This window comes from Sodalis sp. dw_96, assembly GCF_018449575.1.
Lineage (GTDB): Bacteria > Pseudomonadota > Gammaproteobacteria > Enterobacterales > Enterobacteriaceae > Acerihabitans.
Window position 1 is genome coordinate 523467 of the sequence record NZ_JAAVUT010000001.1, and the last position, 16195, is coordinate 539661.

Annotated in this window: 15 protein-coding genes; 6 read left to right on the forward strand and 9 right to left on the reverse strand. The window is 53.6% G+C overall.

The annotated features are described in order from the left end of the window. Positions 1–699: 699 nt before the first annotated feature. Together uspE and fnr are read right to left on the reverse strand one after the other, a co-directional pair. Entirely contained in the window at positions 700–1653 is a 954-nt protein-coding gene (gene uspE, locus HB631_RS02270; protein ID WP_213989527.1) for a universal stress protein UspE, read from the reverse strand. A 125-nt stretch (positions 1654–1778) separates the two neighbouring features. Then, the gene (gene fnr, locus HB631_RS02275; protein ID WP_132927736.1) at positions 1779–2531 is read right to left on the reverse strand and encodes a fumarate/nitrate reduction transcriptional regulator Fnr; all 753 of its coding nucleotides are present in this window, start codon (positions 2529–2531) and stop codon (positions 1779–1781) included. Positions 2532–2736: 205 nt separating this feature from the next. Between fnr and HB631_RS02280 the strand changes: the two genes are divergently transcribed. The 6 genes from HB631_RS02280 (at position 2737) to HB631_RS02305 (ending at position 10216) form a co-directional block, all read left to right on the forward strand. Then, positions 2737–3651 carry an L-lactate dehydrogenase gene (locus HB631_RS02280; protein WP_213989528.1) on the forward strand — a complete coding sequence of 305 codons (915 nt, stop codon included), beginning with the start codon at positions 2737–2739 and terminating at the stop codon, positions 3649–3651. 234 nt (positions 3652–3885) lie between these two features. Then, on the forward strand, positions 3886–4452 hold the full coding sequence (gene smrA, locus HB631_RS02285; RefSeq protein WP_213989702.1) for a DNA endonuclease SmrA: 567 nt from the start codon (positions 3886–3888) through the stop codon (positions 4450–4452). Between the two features lie 81 nt (positions 4453–4533). Continuing rightward, positions 4534–5310 carry a trans-aconitate 2-methyltransferase gene (tam, locus tag HB631_RS02290; protein ID WP_213989529.1) on the forward strand — a complete coding sequence of 259 codons (777 nt, stop codon included), beginning with the start codon at positions 4534–4536 and terminating at the stop codon, positions 5308–5310. Positions 5311–5783: 473 nt separating this feature from the next. Further along, a complete protein-coding gene (locus HB631_RS02295; protein WP_213989530.1) occupies positions 5784–9014 on the forward strand; it encodes an AvrE-family type 3 secretion system effector in 3231 nt (1076 codons plus the stop codon). Positions 9015–9104: 90 nt separating this feature from the next. Next, positions 9105–9509: an MbcA/ParS/Xre antitoxin family protein gene (locus HB631_RS02300; RefSeq protein WP_345945680.1), complete on the forward strand. Its 405-nt coding sequence runs from the start codon at positions 9105–9107 to the stop codon at positions 9507–9509. After that, positions 9503–10216 carry an RES family NAD+ phosphorylase gene (locus tag HB631_RS02305; RefSeq protein WP_213989532.1) on the forward strand — a complete coding sequence of 238 codons (714 nt, stop codon included), beginning with the start codon at positions 9503–9505 and terminating at the stop codon, positions 10214–10216. Before HB631_RS02300 ends, HB631_RS02305 begins: the two co-directional genes overlap by 7 nt. 54 nt (positions 10217–10270) lie before the next feature. On the opposite strand, the gene HB631_RS02310 is transcribed toward HB631_RS02305, so the two are convergent. The 7 genes from HB631_RS02310 to HB631_RS02340 form a co-directional block, all read right to left on the reverse strand. Next, the gene (locus HB631_RS02310; protein ID WP_213989533.1) at positions 10271–11131 is read right to left on the reverse strand and encodes a GHMP kinase; all 861 of its coding nucleotides are present in this window, start codon (positions 11129–11131) and stop codon (positions 10271–10273) included. Continuing rightward, positions 11124–12200 (reverse strand): threonine-phosphate decarboxylase CobD, encoded by a 1077-nt coding sequence (gene cobD, locus HB631_RS02315; protein ID WP_213989534.1) that lies wholly within the window; start codon positions 12198–12200, stop codon positions 11124–11126. The genes HB631_RS02310 and cobD overlap by 8 nt, the downstream gene beginning before the upstream one ends. 111 nt (positions 12201–12311) lie before the next feature. Next, entirely contained in the window at positions 12312–13043 is a 732-nt protein-coding gene (gene cobA / locus HB631_RS02320) for a uroporphyrinogen-III C-methyltransferase (RefSeq protein WP_213989535.1), read from the reverse strand. 28 nt (positions 13044–13071) lie between these two features. Beyond that, the gene (locus tag HB631_RS02325) at positions 13072–14262 is read right to left on the reverse strand and encodes an acetate/propionate family kinase (RefSeq protein ID WP_213989536.1); all 1191 of its coding nucleotides are present in this window, start codon (positions 14260–14262) and stop codon (positions 13072–13074) included. Positions 14263–14278: 16 nt separating this feature from the next. Next, on the reverse strand, positions 14279–14707 hold the full coding sequence (eutP, locus tag HB631_RS02330; RefSeq protein WP_213989537.1) for a EutP/PduV family microcompartment system protein: 429 nt from the start codon (positions 14705–14707) through the stop codon (positions 14279–14281). A gap of 3 nt (positions 14708–14710) precedes the next feature. Next, positions 14711–15061 carry a BMC domain-containing protein gene (locus HB631_RS02335; RefSeq protein WP_213989538.1) on the reverse strand — a complete coding sequence of 117 codons (351 nt, stop codon included), beginning with the start codon at positions 15059–15061 and terminating at the stop codon, positions 14711–14713. Positions 15062–15078: 17 nt separating this feature from the next. After that, complete coding sequence (locus HB631_RS02340) at positions 15079–16188, reverse strand: 1-propanol dehydrogenase PduQ (RefSeq protein WP_213989539.1); 1110 nt, start codon at positions 16186–16188, stop codon at positions 15079–15081. Positions 16189–16195 lie beyond the last annotated feature (7 nt).

A 16195-nucleotide genomic window follows, 5' to 3' on the forward strand; every position in this document is an offset into this window, starting at 1 on the left:
TCGGTGATCGCGGGCCTACCGAGCCATGTGGCACTCGGTCGGGCGAAAAAACCACGCCCGATTCGACCACATTGGCACGGTCTCCCTTTAACAGGCTCGTTGCACGATCGGTGATCGCGGGTCTGGTGTGCCATGCGGCGCTCCGCGGGCGAAAAAAACACGCCCGCTTCGACCACATCGGCACGGTCTCCCTTTAACAGGCTCGTTGCACGTTCGGTGATCGCGGGCCTACCGAGCCAGGTGGCACTCGGTCGGGCGGAAAAACCACGCCCGATTCGACCACATTGGCACGGTCTCCCTTTAACAGGCTCGTTGCATGATCGGTGATCGCGGGTCTGGTGTGCCATGCGGCGCTCCGCGGGCGAAAAAAACACGCCCGCTTCGACTACATCGGCACGGTCTCCCTTTAACAGGCTCGTTGCACGATCGGTGATCGCGGGCCTACCGAGCCATGTGGCACTCGGTCGGGCGAAAAAACCACGCCCGATTCGACCACATCGGCACGGTCTCCCTTTAGCAGGCTCGTTGCACGATCGGTGATCGCGGGTCTGGTGTGCCATGCGGCGCTCCGCGGGCGAAAAAAACACGCCCGCTTCGACAACATCGGCGCGCTCTTCCTTTAACAGGCCCGATTTAAGCTTCGGTTAACGTTGTCGACTCGCAAGACGGCTACTTATTCGCACTGATTATTCGCACTGATTATTCGTACTGATCCCCCGCTTCCAGCGTGACCGGCGAGACATAGTCGTCCGGCTTGATGGCCAGCAGGTCGCATTTCAGATGGTCGATCACCAATTCGGTGGTATTGCCGATAAAGGCGGCGGAAAAGCCGGTACGGCCGATACTGCCCAATACCACTACCCCGGCGTCAAGATGTTCGGCCAAATCCGGGATAACTTCTTCCGGCAAGCCTTTTTCAACATGGGTAAATTTCTCATCCAGCTGGAATTTTTGCCGTAGGCTTTTCATGGCGATCAAATGCTGCCCACGTATGGCATCGTTATAAACGCTGGGATCAAAATCCGGCAATTCGATGGCGATATTGATAGGGGTCACCGGATAGGCGCCCACCAAATGCACCTCGGTTTGGTTGACCTGCTCCGCCAGCGCCAGGGTTTCGGTCACCAGCTTGATATTGAGCGGATCGTGATAGGGCTCTTCGCCCGACAGATTAACCGCCACCAGGGCTTTGCCGCCTTCGGGCCAGGGCTGGTCCTTGACCATCCATACCGGGCAGGGACATTTGCGCAGCAGGTGCCAGTCGGTGGGGGTAAATATCACCGATTCGAAGCGATCGTGCTGATGGGCCATTTTCAGCACCAGGTCGTGTTTGAAGGCGATGACTTCCTGAATAATGGCTTCGAACGGCCGGTTATGCCAAATGACTTTTATATCAATGGGCACGCCGCTGTGAATATAATGCTGGCACTGTTCTTCAATCCAGGCGGTCCGCTGGCTGATGACCCCTTTACGCATCGCGGTGCGCTCGTCCGGGGAGAGCAGGGTGGTCATTTCGTAGGAAAAATCATAGATGGGCAGGAAGGCTTTTATGGTGCCACCCAATTTATGTACTAAATAGACTGCCCGGCGAAGCGCCGGTTGATCATCCTGATTAGGGTCGATTGCTACTAATAGATTGTTATACTTGGCCATGAGAGTCTCCTCACTTCTGCAACTCGACAGAATGTTAAATAAGAGTAACTCATTGCAGCAAACACGGACAGAAGAGAAACGCAGCCGGATCAATAAAATAAGAAAATTACGTATCCGGCCCGGCGTCAGGCGACTTTTTGCGGCGTACCGGCCAATTCAGACAGTGCGTCACCGTCTTCAATAGTAATATATTTGCCTTTCACCGCCAGAATGCCGCTTTTTTGGAACCGGCCCAGCAGGCGGCTGATGGTTTCCACCGTCAGGCCCAGATAATTGCCGATATCGCCCCGGGTCATGGTCAGCCGGAATTCACGCGGGGAGAATCCTCGCTGGGCAAAACGGCGTGAAAGATTGTAGACAAACGCCGCCAGGCGCTCTTCGGCATTCTTCTTGGAAAGCAGCAGGATCATGTCCTGATCGCCTTTGATCTCGCCGCTCATCAGCCGCATCATCTGTTGACGCAGGTTGGGCATTTTGCCGGATAAATCATCCAGGGTTTCGAACGGTATTTCGCACACCATCGAGGTTTCCAGCGCCTGGGCAAAACTGGGATGCTGACCGGCGCCGATGGCGTCAAAACCCACCAAATCCCCCGCCAGGTGAAAACCGGTGATCTGCTCGTCGCCCTGTTCGGTTATGGTGTAGCTTTTGATGGTGCCGGAACGGATGGCATAGAGAGATTTGAGTTCATCGCCGGCCTTGAACAACGCCTGGCCTTTTTGAATCGGCTTTTTGCGCTCAATGATATTATCGAGCTGGTCCAGCTCGTGCTCATTCAGCGTGAAAGGAATACATAATTGGCTGATACTGCAATCCTGACAATGGATGGCACAACCGCCAGACTGGATTCGTCTGATAATACGCTTTTCCTGGATGATCATATGTCGCCGCTCATGCAATACTTGATTTGGGTCAATTTTAACATCATTTAGTGTCGTTGATAAAGTGTCCAACGCCACGGGTGCACATTTAGTCAAAACGGTGATGTCCGAACAGGGGTTTTTCGGGTGGGTTTTGTCCGGCAATAGGAGTAATGTTAAAAGACAACCAGCCATTAACCCCTTAAAAATCAGGAGAAAGGATATGCATCGGATCGTGGGAATCATCGGCGCGGGCCACGTTGGCGCCGATACGGCTTTTTCATTGGTCACTCAGGGTTTATGCGATCAGATTATATTAATTGATGAAAATGAAGCCAAAGCGCATAGCCAGGGCCTGGAACTGCGGGATATGGCCTCGCTGGTCTCCTCCCGCGTGCATATTGCGGTAAATGATTATGCCGCATTGCAACGGGCGCAGGTGGTAGTGATGGCGGTGGGACCCACGTCCCCGCTGCGGGAAGATCGCATGGAGGAGTTGCTGGAAACCAGCGCCGCGGTCAAGCAGGCGGTACCCCGGATCATGGAAGGGGGCTTTAGCGGTGTCTTCATTAATATTACCAATCCTTGCGATGTGATCACCCGTCTGATCCAGCATATCAGCGGACTGCCGGTTTCACAGGTGTTCGGTACCGGCACCTCGCTGGATACCGCGCGTATGAAAAGGGTGGTGGGGGAGTTTTTTGCCGTCGATCCGAAAAGCGTGGACGGCTATGTCATGGGTGAACACGGAGAATCCCAATTTGTCGCCTGGAGTACGGTACGAATCGGCGGGGTGCCCATCGGCCAGCTGGAGACCGACCGGCCCCTGGACCTGCCGGCAATGAAGGATCGGGTGCGGGTCGGCGGCTGGCAGATTCTGCAGGGCAAGGGCTGGACCAGCTTTGGTATCGCCACCGCCGCCGCCCGCCTGGTGGACGCGGTACTGTCGGACGGTCACAGCGTTTTTCCGGTCTCGGTTTGGGATAAACGGCAGGAAGTGTACATCGGTCAACCGGCGATTGTCGGCGCCGCCGGTATTGTGCAATCCGTCGCGGTGCAATTGACCGAGGAAGAGCGGCACGCCTTTGAGGCCTCCGCCAAGATTATAGACCGCGCGTTCGCCACTATCGCTTTATAGTTCCCGCTCTACCCGTCATCTTTCACGTTGCAGCTGTGCAGGCTGCAAGTTGATATCTATTGGGCATTAAGGGTTCCGTTTCCCACGTTTAACGGCAAATTCCTGTGCCGGTGTTTTCGTAAACATCGGCAAATCAGATGAAATCCCGCCATGGCCGGTTTATAGTAAAACGGTATCAACGTATCGGGGGCGGCCCGCCGCATCGCCGCTCCCGCCAAGCGCGAGTGACAAATGATGACCTGTGATGATAAAGATTTGTTCAAAGAGGCCATGGAAGATGTCAAACCGCTAAAGGACTGGTCCAATGTGGTTTTTTTGCAGCATAAACCCCCCTGCAACGGCCGGCGGCCGGAAGTGGACGAGGTGGAGGACAATTTTCTCGTCACCGGTTACGTGGATGCAATTCCCATTGATATTCCATTGAGTTACAAACAGGACGGTATTCAGCAGGGCGTATTGGATAAGCTGAGCGAGGGCCGCTATTCTATTGAGGCCAGCCTGAATCTTACCCGTATGCCGGTGGAAACCTGCCGTCAGAATCTATTTGCCTTTATCCGCCGCATGCAGTTTGAACAACGGCGAACCCTGCTCATTATCCACGGCAAAGGGCGCCATGATAACAGCCACGCCAATATCGTCCGCAGTTTGGTCGCCCGCTGGCTGGCGCAGTTCGAACAGGTGCAGGCCTATTGCACCGCCCGTCCCGCTCACGGCGGCATCGGCGCATGTTATGTGGTGCTGAAAAAATCCGCCGCCGCCAGCAGTGAAAACCGTGAACGCTTTGCCCGGCGCAAATGTTGAAGCCGGAACCTGTCAGTAAGCGTTTTCCTGTAAGGGGATGGGACACATTCCCTAAGCCGTTCTCTTTGACGAGGTCGTTACATGCAAGATTGGAATCCGCAGCTTTACCGTCAGTTTGAAGCAGAAAGGACCCGCCCGGCGCTGGAACTTATCGCCCGCATCGAGTCAACCGATCCCCGGCAGGTCACGGATCTCGGTTGCGGTCCCGGAAACTCCACCGAAGGATTGTTCGAGCGATTCCCCCAGGCGGTGGTAACCGGCATCGACAGCTCGGAGTCGATGCTGGACAATGCCCGGCGGCGGCTGCCGTCGTGCCGTTTCAGCCGTGAAGATATCTCAGGTTGGCAGCCGGCGGTGGCGCAGGATATTGTCTATGCCAATGCGTCGCTGCAGTGGGTGCCCGATCACCAGACCCTGTTTCCGCGCCTTTTTTCCATGGTGGCGGCCGGCGGCAGCCTGGCGGTACAGATGCCGGATAACCGCCAGGAACCCAGCCATCGGGAAATGCGCCGGGTGGCTGATGAAGGGCCTTGGCGCGATCAAATCGGCGAAGCGGCCCGGGTCCGGGTCAAAACCCTGAGTGCGGTTGAGTATTATGATCTGCTCACGCCCCATGCCGAGCGGGTGGATATCTGGCGGACCACCTACTTTCACGTGATGCCCTCGGCCCAGGCCATTGTCGAATGGGTCCGCGCCACAGGACTGCGGCCTTTCCTGGAACCTTTGACCGATGAACAAAGACCGGAATTCCTGAAAAAATACCTGCACGGGATTGAGGGTGCCTATCCTCCCCGCGTCGATGGCAGCGTGCTGCTGGCGTTTCCCCGGCTGTTTATCGTTGCCCGCAAGAGCCGGTAAAACAGGTTTCGGCGGTTGAGGATAACGTGCCCGAGCGAGACAAGGATCCTCATTGAACCGATGCCAAAACCTGTCGGTCCGTCGAGGTGGCTCTTAGGGATGAGTGCCATCTTGCTGCCCGCGGCATCTGCCCTGCAATATGCTAAAAGAACATTAGTGAATCCCTTCATTAATGTTATATCTCACTCCCAGTGCTATAAATATCCGTTCCGGTCGCTCCCGCTATAAACAACACACATCAAAAAAATAATACTTACCTAAGCTAAATAATCGCTTAACCAGCAACAGTAAAATTCACATGTTACTGCGGCGCGCCATGAAGATTGAACCGGGGATGAATAACATTGCGATGCAATCCCATTATAGCTGAAATATTTAAATTTCTATTATGTACATATTGTATAGTCAATATAGTGTTTCCTTGCTTAACAAATATAGTGCGTCGATAATTATAATGCAACTAAGGGAGGAGTATGAAAGTAACTGAAGATATTTATCCTAACTACAGGGATAAAGAATATGGTAGACGAGTGACACTGAGTAATGGAGGTCGTTGTAGGGGGAATACCAATGCCGGGATATATCGCACAATGCAGAGGGTGTATAACAGCAATAATTCCTTCCTGCAAAGATACCTCTCAATGCCGGACTCCCTCAATGCCAGCAATTTGTATGATGTGTCTATTCCCGGTTCAACCGAGCGCCCGCTGCAGCGCTCGAAGAAAATGGCGAACATACATTGCGTCTGCGTCAAAGTTAAGCTGGCATATGAACGCATAAATGAGAGCAGAAGGCTGAATGCCATCAACTATGTCTATCTTGGATCCATTCATGGCGGACCGCCGTTACATCAAGGACTTACCTTGGATGAACAGGGTAATTTATTGTTAATAAAAGGGAAAAGTAAAGATTTGTTTAAAAGTGGCTGGTTGAGCGCTGCCCGGGACTCAAAGTTTTATATTGCCAAAATTGATCTGTGGGAAGAGTATAAAATACAATTTTCTCGGTTAAGTATCAACCATGAAGGTCAACTTATTGCTTGGGCAAAGCGCGAAAACGTGCAGTATGAAATTGAATTCAACATGGAAGATATAACAAAAGAAATCTATTTAGATAGACCTGTTGATACCACTTCGCATATTGTTGTACAGGTCACAAAATTATCTATACCGGTCCATAATTATTCTTCATTGCAATTTAATTTGGATGAAAAAAATTCGATTAAATTTTTTTTTACAAATGGAGCGATCTATTTGAAGGAAATTTGGAATGATAAATATCGATACAGCTATGATCTTATGAAACATAAGCTTAATTTACCACTGCCCTCCAGGGCAAAAATTTTATCGGCAACAAAGGTGGCTAATCAAGTTAAATTATGCATTGTTCAGGATGGAGCAACGCGTATTAAGTATTTCTCACCCCATCATGTCAATATGCAGACCTGCAATGTCAAGCATTTAAGCCATAAGCCAGTACAGAATTTTTATTCGGGTACCGGCGCGGATCCTTATGAAAAGGTTCGCTCCGGTCTGCCATTTGACAGACAGAGGCTGGGTAATTTCAGTAGCAAGAATATCCCTCTTCTTTCTTCTTTGATTGAAAATTTCCGCGGAAATTTTAAAAAAGCTAAAAATGCCCATTTCGCCGGAGATAACTACCGAACCGGACGCTTTCTGGTAAAAGCCATCGACCCCGGCGTGCAATGCGTGGTTGAAACGGTGAGGGAGGCAGTCTCGCCAAAAACGCCTTCATCCGGTTTGGCCCAGCGTCAGGGCATCGTCCAGGAGATCTCACAACTCAGCGGTTTTGTGCAGGATACGAGGCTCGACAAGGTTTTTTCTTCCGCCAGCGATTATTTCAATAAGACGACCCCGTTGGCGCAAAACCTGAAGCTTTCGTTAAGTCTGTTAGAGGAAAATGATTCCGTTTCATTAAAAATCAGCAAAAATGCCGCGCTTTTTTTTGGCATCGCGGCAGCCGGCATCCCTTTCGTGGGATGGTTTGCCGGGGTATTGGCGCGCCGGGGTAATGAGGTGAGTCTGACCCTTACGAAAAGCGAGAGCGGTAATATCTATTTTAGTTTTATCAAAAACAACGCCAACTCGCTGGTGGTATTGGCCGGTACCGGCCAGGGTTTGGAAGATAAAGGTAAACTTCTCTCGGCAAGCGGTATTGATTTCATCACCTTTCTCCCCGTGGAGGCCAATCTCATATTGGCGGGCAATTCTGAGAATGAGCATAGTTTTAATTTTGAAATAAAATGGTGCGATATAGACTTTTTTTTGGAAAAACTTTTGAATCCGGGCGATATGATTGAGCAGGTGGAGGAATGGGTGACGGGCGCAACGCTGAAAAAAACCAGGGACAAAAACATCACCTTGTCATTGGAGGCTAAAAGTGAACTTCGGGGTCAGGTCGGTTTTATGGCAAACGCCAATACCTTTCTTGTGCTGCCACGCACCGCAATGGGCGCCGCCGCCACCGTGAATTTTTGCGATTATGCTAAAAGTGAAAGTGTCACCATAAGCGACTTCGGTGATAAAAATAATCTTTTAAAAGAAAAATCTTCCAAAACCATTTTCCTGAGCTCGTCGTTGAATGCGTACGATGAAATAAAGATCATGCCCATCGCCTTGACCGGTTTGAATGCGCCGGGAAATCAAATTATGTGTTACCCACTGCCGCTGGTTGAGGAATCGAATCAACAATTACCCTTTAACCATAATAAAGTTTCCCGCTTTTTTCATTTAGATGACAAATCGCTGCATCAGAAATTTCCCCCCCTGGGTGTAGTGGAAGGAAATATAACGGATACGACCGTTGAAAGCGACAGTCTCACCGGGGCGCAAATCAACGGCCCGGAGCGCTCGGAGTTGCCTCTTAACCTCAACGGCCCCTACGGCGGGGTGCAGGAGTTGATTGAAAGTCTCAAACTGGCGTTGAAACGGGCGAGTACCGATGAACATGGTTATCAATCTATAAAACCGGGTGAAAGCCTCGGCAGCTTTATCATCTCCTCGGGAGATTTCAAAGAAAATCTGCTGTTGGCGGCAAAAAACCTTCGGCCGCAGGTGTCGCCCTTTACCCCTGACGCTAAACCAACCTTTCGGACGCGGATCAACCGGGCCCTGAAACCTTGGACCAAAAATACCACCCTGCGAGAATATTTAACGCAACAGGCCGGAAAGAATGTTTCCAATGATGGTCCCGCCGCCGACTCCGCGCGCACGGCGTTTGATTTTGTCAAAGCGATAGAGAAATATGCGGCGCGAAGCAATCGGAAAAGTAATGGAAAACGATCCGCTGTCATGGCGGTAGCCACGTACCGCTTACAGAAACATACCCGTGATGTGTTTGGTAAAGAGTTTGATCGGATTTGCGATTCCGTGAATCAAAAAAGCGAGGCGGGGAGGATTATAGACAGCGAGCTGCGCTGGTTAATGGATCTCAAGCAATTGCTTTTGGTTGATAAATCAGGAAAAAATCCATTTTATCAACTGGATAATATCGCAATGGTCAGGCAAAACGCCATCACTCTTGAAGTCAGTACGCTGCCTTTTACCCTCTTTCATATTGCTCGTAAAACCACGTTGGTTTATTCCAAATCACTTTCCACTATCAATTTTGAATACCGCGATGGTGAATTATTCCCCTATAAATTTATCTCGTCCGCCAAAATCATGCCGGATCTGTTCTTATAGGTAAAGCCGGCAACCCTTCCGTATTTGTCTTTATGTAGACATTAACTTTTGAATAGTCTATTCTAAGACTAAAGCCGAAGGGGATATGTCATGGCGATACCGCAGAAATTAGACCGCTATCAAGATAAAAAAAGAGCCGCCGCAGTCGGTTTAAAGGCGGCTATGTCCATTTTGGATAAATGGGGCAGCACGCCGGAACAGATACAGTCCATACTTCAAATGTCTAAAGCGTCCTTTTATAAATTCAGGAAGGACCCGGGGGCGGCGCAATTGAGCCACGATCAATTCGAACGTCTGAGTTATCTGCTGAACATTCATGCCGCGCTGCGTACGCTGTTTGAAAATCCGGAAAACATTTACGGTTTTATGGCGATGAAAAATCACAACTCTTATTTTAACGGGCAGGCGCCGCTGGAGCTGATTGGCACCGGCCATTTCGGCACTCTGTATGAAGTGTATAAGCATATAGATGCGTTGCGTGGCGGCCTATGGTGATAAAAGAGCCGGTGGAGCTTCCCTCGCTTAATATTCAACGGCAGCGGGGTTATCGCCTGATTAATTCAAAGTATCCGCCCATCGCGTTGTTTGACGACGTCGCCGATGAGGAGGAGTTTGAAACCCTTTATGAGTTACAGGCGCTAACGAATCCACGTTTGCAAAACAGCGCCGGATTACCGGGTTTTTTGCCGGCCGGCGAGATTCCTTTCGGCATAACCGGCTGTTCCTATGCCGTGGCGCCCTTTACCCATGTCAATCCCTTGGGCAGCCGCTTTTCCGACGGCTCGTACGGCATGTTGTATATTGCCGATGATATGACCACCGCCTTGACGGAGGTGACCTATCATCAGGAACATTACTGGCAACAAGTCGAAGGTTTGAAATATGATCGCATGGTGATGCGCAGCCTGGTTTTTATCTTCGACCCGGAGCCGGCGACCGATGCGCTGGTGCTACCGTTTTCCCATCCGATTTACGATGCCCATAGCTATAATGCCGCAAGAGCGTTGGGGCTGTCCCTGAAAAACCAAGGCTGCAGGTCGTTGCGCTATCGTTCAGTCAGGCGGGCGGACTCGGTGTGCTGGGGTTTGTTCACCCCGAAGGGCGTGAAAAGCGTACTGCAAAGCGCACATTATGAATTTATCTGGGATGGGAAAAAGATCGACAAGATCGATCGCATTGTCTCCGCGCATACACTCAAGTAATCCGCGCATTTCCAAATACGTTATTCCTTTCTGATGTGGCGATTTACAACAGGACTAACGCACGCCGCCCGGCACCATATGGGTCATATGCTGGCGGGAATAATGTCGCAAAACGCCGGTTTGCGTCAAATCGGCTATTATCCGGCCCGGGTCATGCCGCCGCGGATCCAACAGCAGTCCCACCACCGTACCGCTGTGGGCAACGTTCAGACCGAACAGGTCATGACGCTCCACCACGCGCAGCAGGGCGTTAAAGGCCGGTTTGGGCAGGTACAAATCGCTGGCGGCGGCGCTCAGGGTAGTGGCTTCGCCTAATCTTCGGCGGGATTCGCTGCGGCAGGCGGTTTGGAACATTTGCCAGGCGCTGTCCAATCGTTCGCCCTGTTGCCGTACGGAATCCTTGTTAATGCGACGATGAAAGGCGGCGGTGGTAAGGGTATCCGCACTTTCCAAAATCAATATGTCCAGCGCGGGCAGCCATGGGTAGGCAATGTGGCAGGTGCCGTAATGATGATCGAACAGCGTCAGCGCCCGGAATACCGTACTGTCGGTGGGTTCCAGGCGCAGGCAGAGATCCGCCAGCTGGCGTTCATCCAGCGCGCGGTGTAAATAGCGGGCGGTGGCAACGGCGGTGGCGGCAATATCCGCCGTACTGCTGGCCAGCCCTTTTGCCAGGGGGATGGTGGAACGGCAATCGATACGCAGCGGAGGAATCTCGCCTTGTTGATGGCCGAAATAGTCGATGACCTGTTGCAGCATCCGTCGGCTCAGGGGCCGTTCGTCCGCCGCCGGCTCGCCTTCGCTGACCTCCACCTCGCTGTACCAATCAATGGGGCAGGAAATCAGCTTCTCGCCGCCGGCGATCCAACCCTGGATAAGTTCCCCGCAGGAGGCCGGACAACGGGCGTCAGCCATGGAATAGGACCTTCATGGCGTCCAGCAGGCGGCGGTTGTCCTCATGGCCGCGGACGGCAAGCCGATAATAGTCGGCGGTGAGCCCGGGATAATTGCCGCAGCTGCGTATCAACAGGCGAGAGTTCAGCAGGGCGGTTTGCAAATCAAACCCCTGACGCAGGCAGCGCAGGAAGATATAATTGGCCGCCGGCCGCCAGGTTTTTATCTCGGGCAGCGACCCCAGACCCCCCAGCAGGTAGGACTGCTCTTCCCGCAGCCATTGCCGGGTGCGCTGCTGGTATTCCCGGTCGTCCAGCACCCTTTCACCCGCCAGGGCGGCAAAAGCATTAATGGTCCAGGGCGGGCGGCGGCTGCGTAGCTGCTGCAGCGCCGGTGTATTACTGCTTACCAGATAACCGAGCCGCAGGCCGGGAATGGCGTAAAACTTGGTCAGGGAGCGCAACACGAAGATATGGGGCCAACGCCCTAGTTCCGGGATCATTCCGGGGTCGTCGGGAATGAAATCCATAAACGCTTCATCAATCACCAGCAGAATATCCAATTCATGACAGCGCTTAGCGATAGCCTGCAACAGAGCGGGTTCGATTAATTGACCGGTGGGATTATTGGGTGTGCACAGGAACAGGCAGTGAATACCCGGGCGCAGGGCCGTCAGCAAACGATGGTCGGGGCGAAAATCGTCTTGTTCTCCCAGCGGGTAGTCTTCGATGAGGCATTCCATCCACTGGAGGGCACGGCGATATTCGGCAAAACCCGGCGTCAGCAGCAGCACGGTTTTATGCCGCAGCAAACAGGCGAGATCAAAGATAAGCTCAGTGGCGCCGTTGCCCGCCAGGATCCAGGATTCCGGACAATCGTGATGCCGGGCGAGCCGCTGGTGCAAGCGGCGGTATAAAGGATCTGGGTAGCGCTCCGCCAGGGCCAGCTGTTCCACCAACGCCTCACGCAGGCGCGCCGGCATACCAAGTGGGTTAATATTGGCGCTGAAATCGGTAAGCGTGCTTTCATCAATGCCCAATTTCAGCGCCATTTCAAGCACGTTGCCGCCGTGCTGATTGGGTTCCGCCATACTCGCGCGCTCCTTTATGCAAAATCTTGTCGCTGTTTTAATGACTTTCACACGGCCTATCCTATGCGGCGGCCGTTCATGGCAACTACCATGGCGGGGGGGCAATCCTCACTACATCATTTGCAGCAGCGACAGCGAGGCCACCTCGCCGATAACGATCAAAGACGGCGCCCCCAGCCCGGCGAGGCGGGATTGCTCGGGTAGCGTCGCCAGGGTGGCCAGCACCATGCGCTGTTCGGGATGGCTGGCGTTCATGACCACCGCCGCCGGGGTGTCGGCGGCCCGGCCATTGTCCATCAACTGGCGGCAAATATCCGCCAGTCGCGACATGCCCATCAGGATAACCAGCGTGCCCTCCAACTGCGCCAGTAACTGCCAGTTATGGGGGTCTTTTCCGTCGCGCAGATGGCCGGTTATCACATGAAATGACGAGGCAAAATCACGATGGGTAACCGGGATGCCGGCCCGGGCCAGGCCGCCGATGGCCGAGGTAATGCCCGGCACCACTTCGCAAGGGATACCGGCGCGCGCCAAGGCTTCGGCTTCTTCGCCGCCGCGCCCGAAGACAAAGGGGTCGCCGCCTTTCAGGCGCACCACCTTGCGTCCCAGACCGGCCTGTTCCACCAGGATGGCATTAATCTGTTCCTGCGGAATCGGGTGATGATCGGCGCGTTTACCCACATCTATCAAAACGCAGTGGGGGGCGGCCTCCTTGAGCAACACCGGATTCACCAGTCGATCGTATACCACCGCGTCCGCCTGGCGCAGACACTGCATACCCATAACCGTCATCAGTCCCGGATCCCCCGGACCGGCGCCTACCAGCCAAACCTTACCCGACATGCTGTGCCTCTTTTCGTTGCCCCATTTATTACTGGCTAAAGCCGACCCGCATGACGTCGCGGGCGATCATCAACTCTTCATGGGTGGGGATGACCGCTACGGTCACCGGCGCCCCGTCCTGCTGAATAAACGTCTCATTGCGCTGATTTCTATCCTCGTCCAAGCGGATGCCGAGGAACCCGAGATCACGGCATACCCGCCGGCGAATCCCGGCGGAATTTTCACCTATCCCGGCGGTAAAAATAACCACGTCAAGTCCGCCCATTTGAGCGGCATAACCGCCGATACCGTTGCGGATACGGTCGGTAAACATGGTCAGCGCCAGTTCGGCGCGGCGGTGACCGGCCGTAACGGCGTTTACAATATCACGACAGTCATTTGAAATTCCCGATATCCCGAGCAATCCTGACTGGTTATTCATGATCTCAAGCAATTGTTGTGCAGATTTATTTTCCCGCTCGGCGATAAACGGCAAAATCGACGGATCGATATCGCCGCAGCGAGTGCCCATCATCAGTCCGGCCAGGGGGGTAAATCCCATGGTGGTGGCCACGGAAAGTCCGTTATGGATAGCGCACAGACTGGAGCCATTGCCCAGGTGACAGGAAATCATCCGCAACCGCCGACTGTCCCGGCCCATCAGGCGGGCGCAGGTTTCGCCGACATATTTATGGCTGGTGCCGTGAAAGCCGTAGCGGCGGATGCCGTAATCCGCATAATAATGATAGGGCAACGGGTAGAGATAATCGGCTTCGGCCAGGGTCTGGTGAAACGAGGTGTCGAACACGCCCACCGTTACCGCCTGCGGCAGCCGCCGGGAAAAGGCCCGGATGCCGCGGGCATTGATGGGATTATGGCTGGGGGCCAGTGCGCTGAGCTTTTCAATTTCCGCCAGCGACGGCGGGTCGATCAACGCCGAATCCTTGAAATATTCGCCGCCGTGGGCGACGCGGTGGCCTACGCCGTTGATGGTTGCCAGGGAGGTGACGATGCCGCGCTCCACCAGAGCATCAAGGAGATAATCCGCCGCCTGCCGGTGATCGCTTATGGGCAGGGTGAGCTGATGTTTATTGCCGCCGGTTTGCAGGGTAAATGACGCGCTGCCGGTACCCAGCCGTTCAAACAGGCCTTTCGCCAGGGTGATTTCTTCCGGCATGGAAAATAATTCAAATTTTAGCGAGGAACTGCCGGAATTAACCGCCATAATAAGGTGTGTCATCTGTTACTCCGAGAGATTATTCCAGATACATCAGCAGCGGCGTTAAACCTTCCCGCCCCATGGCCGATACGCTGAAAAGCGGATCCGCGCCGGCCTGCTTTAATTGATAAATAATAAATTCCCGCTGTTTATCCGTTACCAAAATATCCGACTTGGTGATAATGCCGATAACCGGTTTATTAAACAGCGTGGCGAACATCGGTGAAAAATAGCAATTTTCACTGTCGATATTTTGCACCAACCCCACCACGTCGGCTTCATAGGCGCTGGAGAGCAGCGCATTATAAAAGTGGCGGTTCTCGATATACTCTCCCGGGCTGTCAATGGCGTCGTCCAGATAAACCATCGACTGGGTTTTACGGTAAACCAGCGGCTCGCCGCGTAAACACTGTAGTAAGGTGGTTTTTCCCGACCGGCTCGGTCCCAGCAGCAGCAAACGTTTCATCCCTCAGGTCCGGGTCAGCGCGCAGGGGGTGAATTTCATCACGTCCCCCAGGGTATATATCACCTGCTTTAGGGCATACTCCACCGAAGAGACGTCGCCACAAATAATCACCGCACCGGTAAAACGATCGATAAAGCCGATTTTCACCGCCCCGGATTTCGTGGCGATATCGCTGGCGATAATCGACGCTTCGCTGGGGGTGATGGTGAGGATGCCGATGGCATTGTCATCCTCGTTCAGGCCGAGCTTTTTATAAATATCTTTATTGGGATTGGCAATTAAATGCGCCAGCGTGATTTGTTTGCCGGGTACATATTCCTGAATCACGCGTTCAGTCTTTATATCGGTATTCATGGTGGCCTGCTTTTACGCTAAACAACGGCGTCTATTATTGTCTCGATATCCTTGTCCGTTACCGGACGCGGATTGGTGACAAGCGTAGCGTCATGTAATGCGGCGCTTACCATAGCCGGCCTGGCGAGGCGTATTTTTTCGCTCCCCAGGGATAAGGCGCTTAACGACGGGGGAATGCCGATTTCGCGTTTGAGCTGGGAAATGTGATTGAGTAACTGTTGCAAGGCGGCCCCATCGTCGCTTTGCCAGGGCGCCAGGGCGCATAACCTGGAAAGGCGCGCATATTTTTTCGCCGCCCGGGCATCCCGGCTATTGAAGCGGATCACCTCGGTTAACAGCAATGCATTGGCCAGACCGTGCGCCACGTGCAGCTGACCGCCGAACTGGTGGGCGATGGCATGGGTCATGCCCAGTCCGGCCTGGCTGAACGCCATGCCGCCCAGGGTGGACGCGTTGTGCATTCTTTCCCGGGATTGCAGGCAATCGCCTTTGCGGCAGGCGGCGGGTAAAAAATGGAACACCAACTGAGCGGCCTTTTCCGCCAGCGCGTCGCTGAAATCGCTGGCGCCGGTTGAGACATAGGCTTCTATGGCGTGGGTCAGAACGTCCATGCCGGTATTCGCGGTCACCGACCGGGGCACCGATACCACCAGCCGGGGATCCAGCAGGGCGATATCGGGATAGATAGCCTGGTCGAACAGCGGATACTTCACGCCCAGCGCCGGATCGCTTATCACGCTGGCGCTGCTGACTTCCGAACCGGTGCCGCTGGTGGTGGGAATGGCGATGAAGGTTTCAATGGTGATGCCCAGCTTGCGGCCGAAAAACACCATGGCTTTGGCGGCATCGATGGCGGAGCCGCCGCCGAAGCCAATCACCACCTGCGGTTTGATGGCCTGCAATTGAGCGATCCCGGCCACCACCGTGGTGATGGGAGGATCGGGCATGATATCGCTGAACAGGCTGACCCGGTCGGCGTCCAGATGTGACTTCAGGTACGTTATGGCATCGCCCCGGGCCAGGAAAGCGTCGCAAACCACCCAGACATCCTTGTGGCGATACTGCTCCAGCTTGTCCAGGCTGTCGGTGCCGCTATAGACCCGCGTCGGGAGAATAAAACGTTTCATGGCTTTT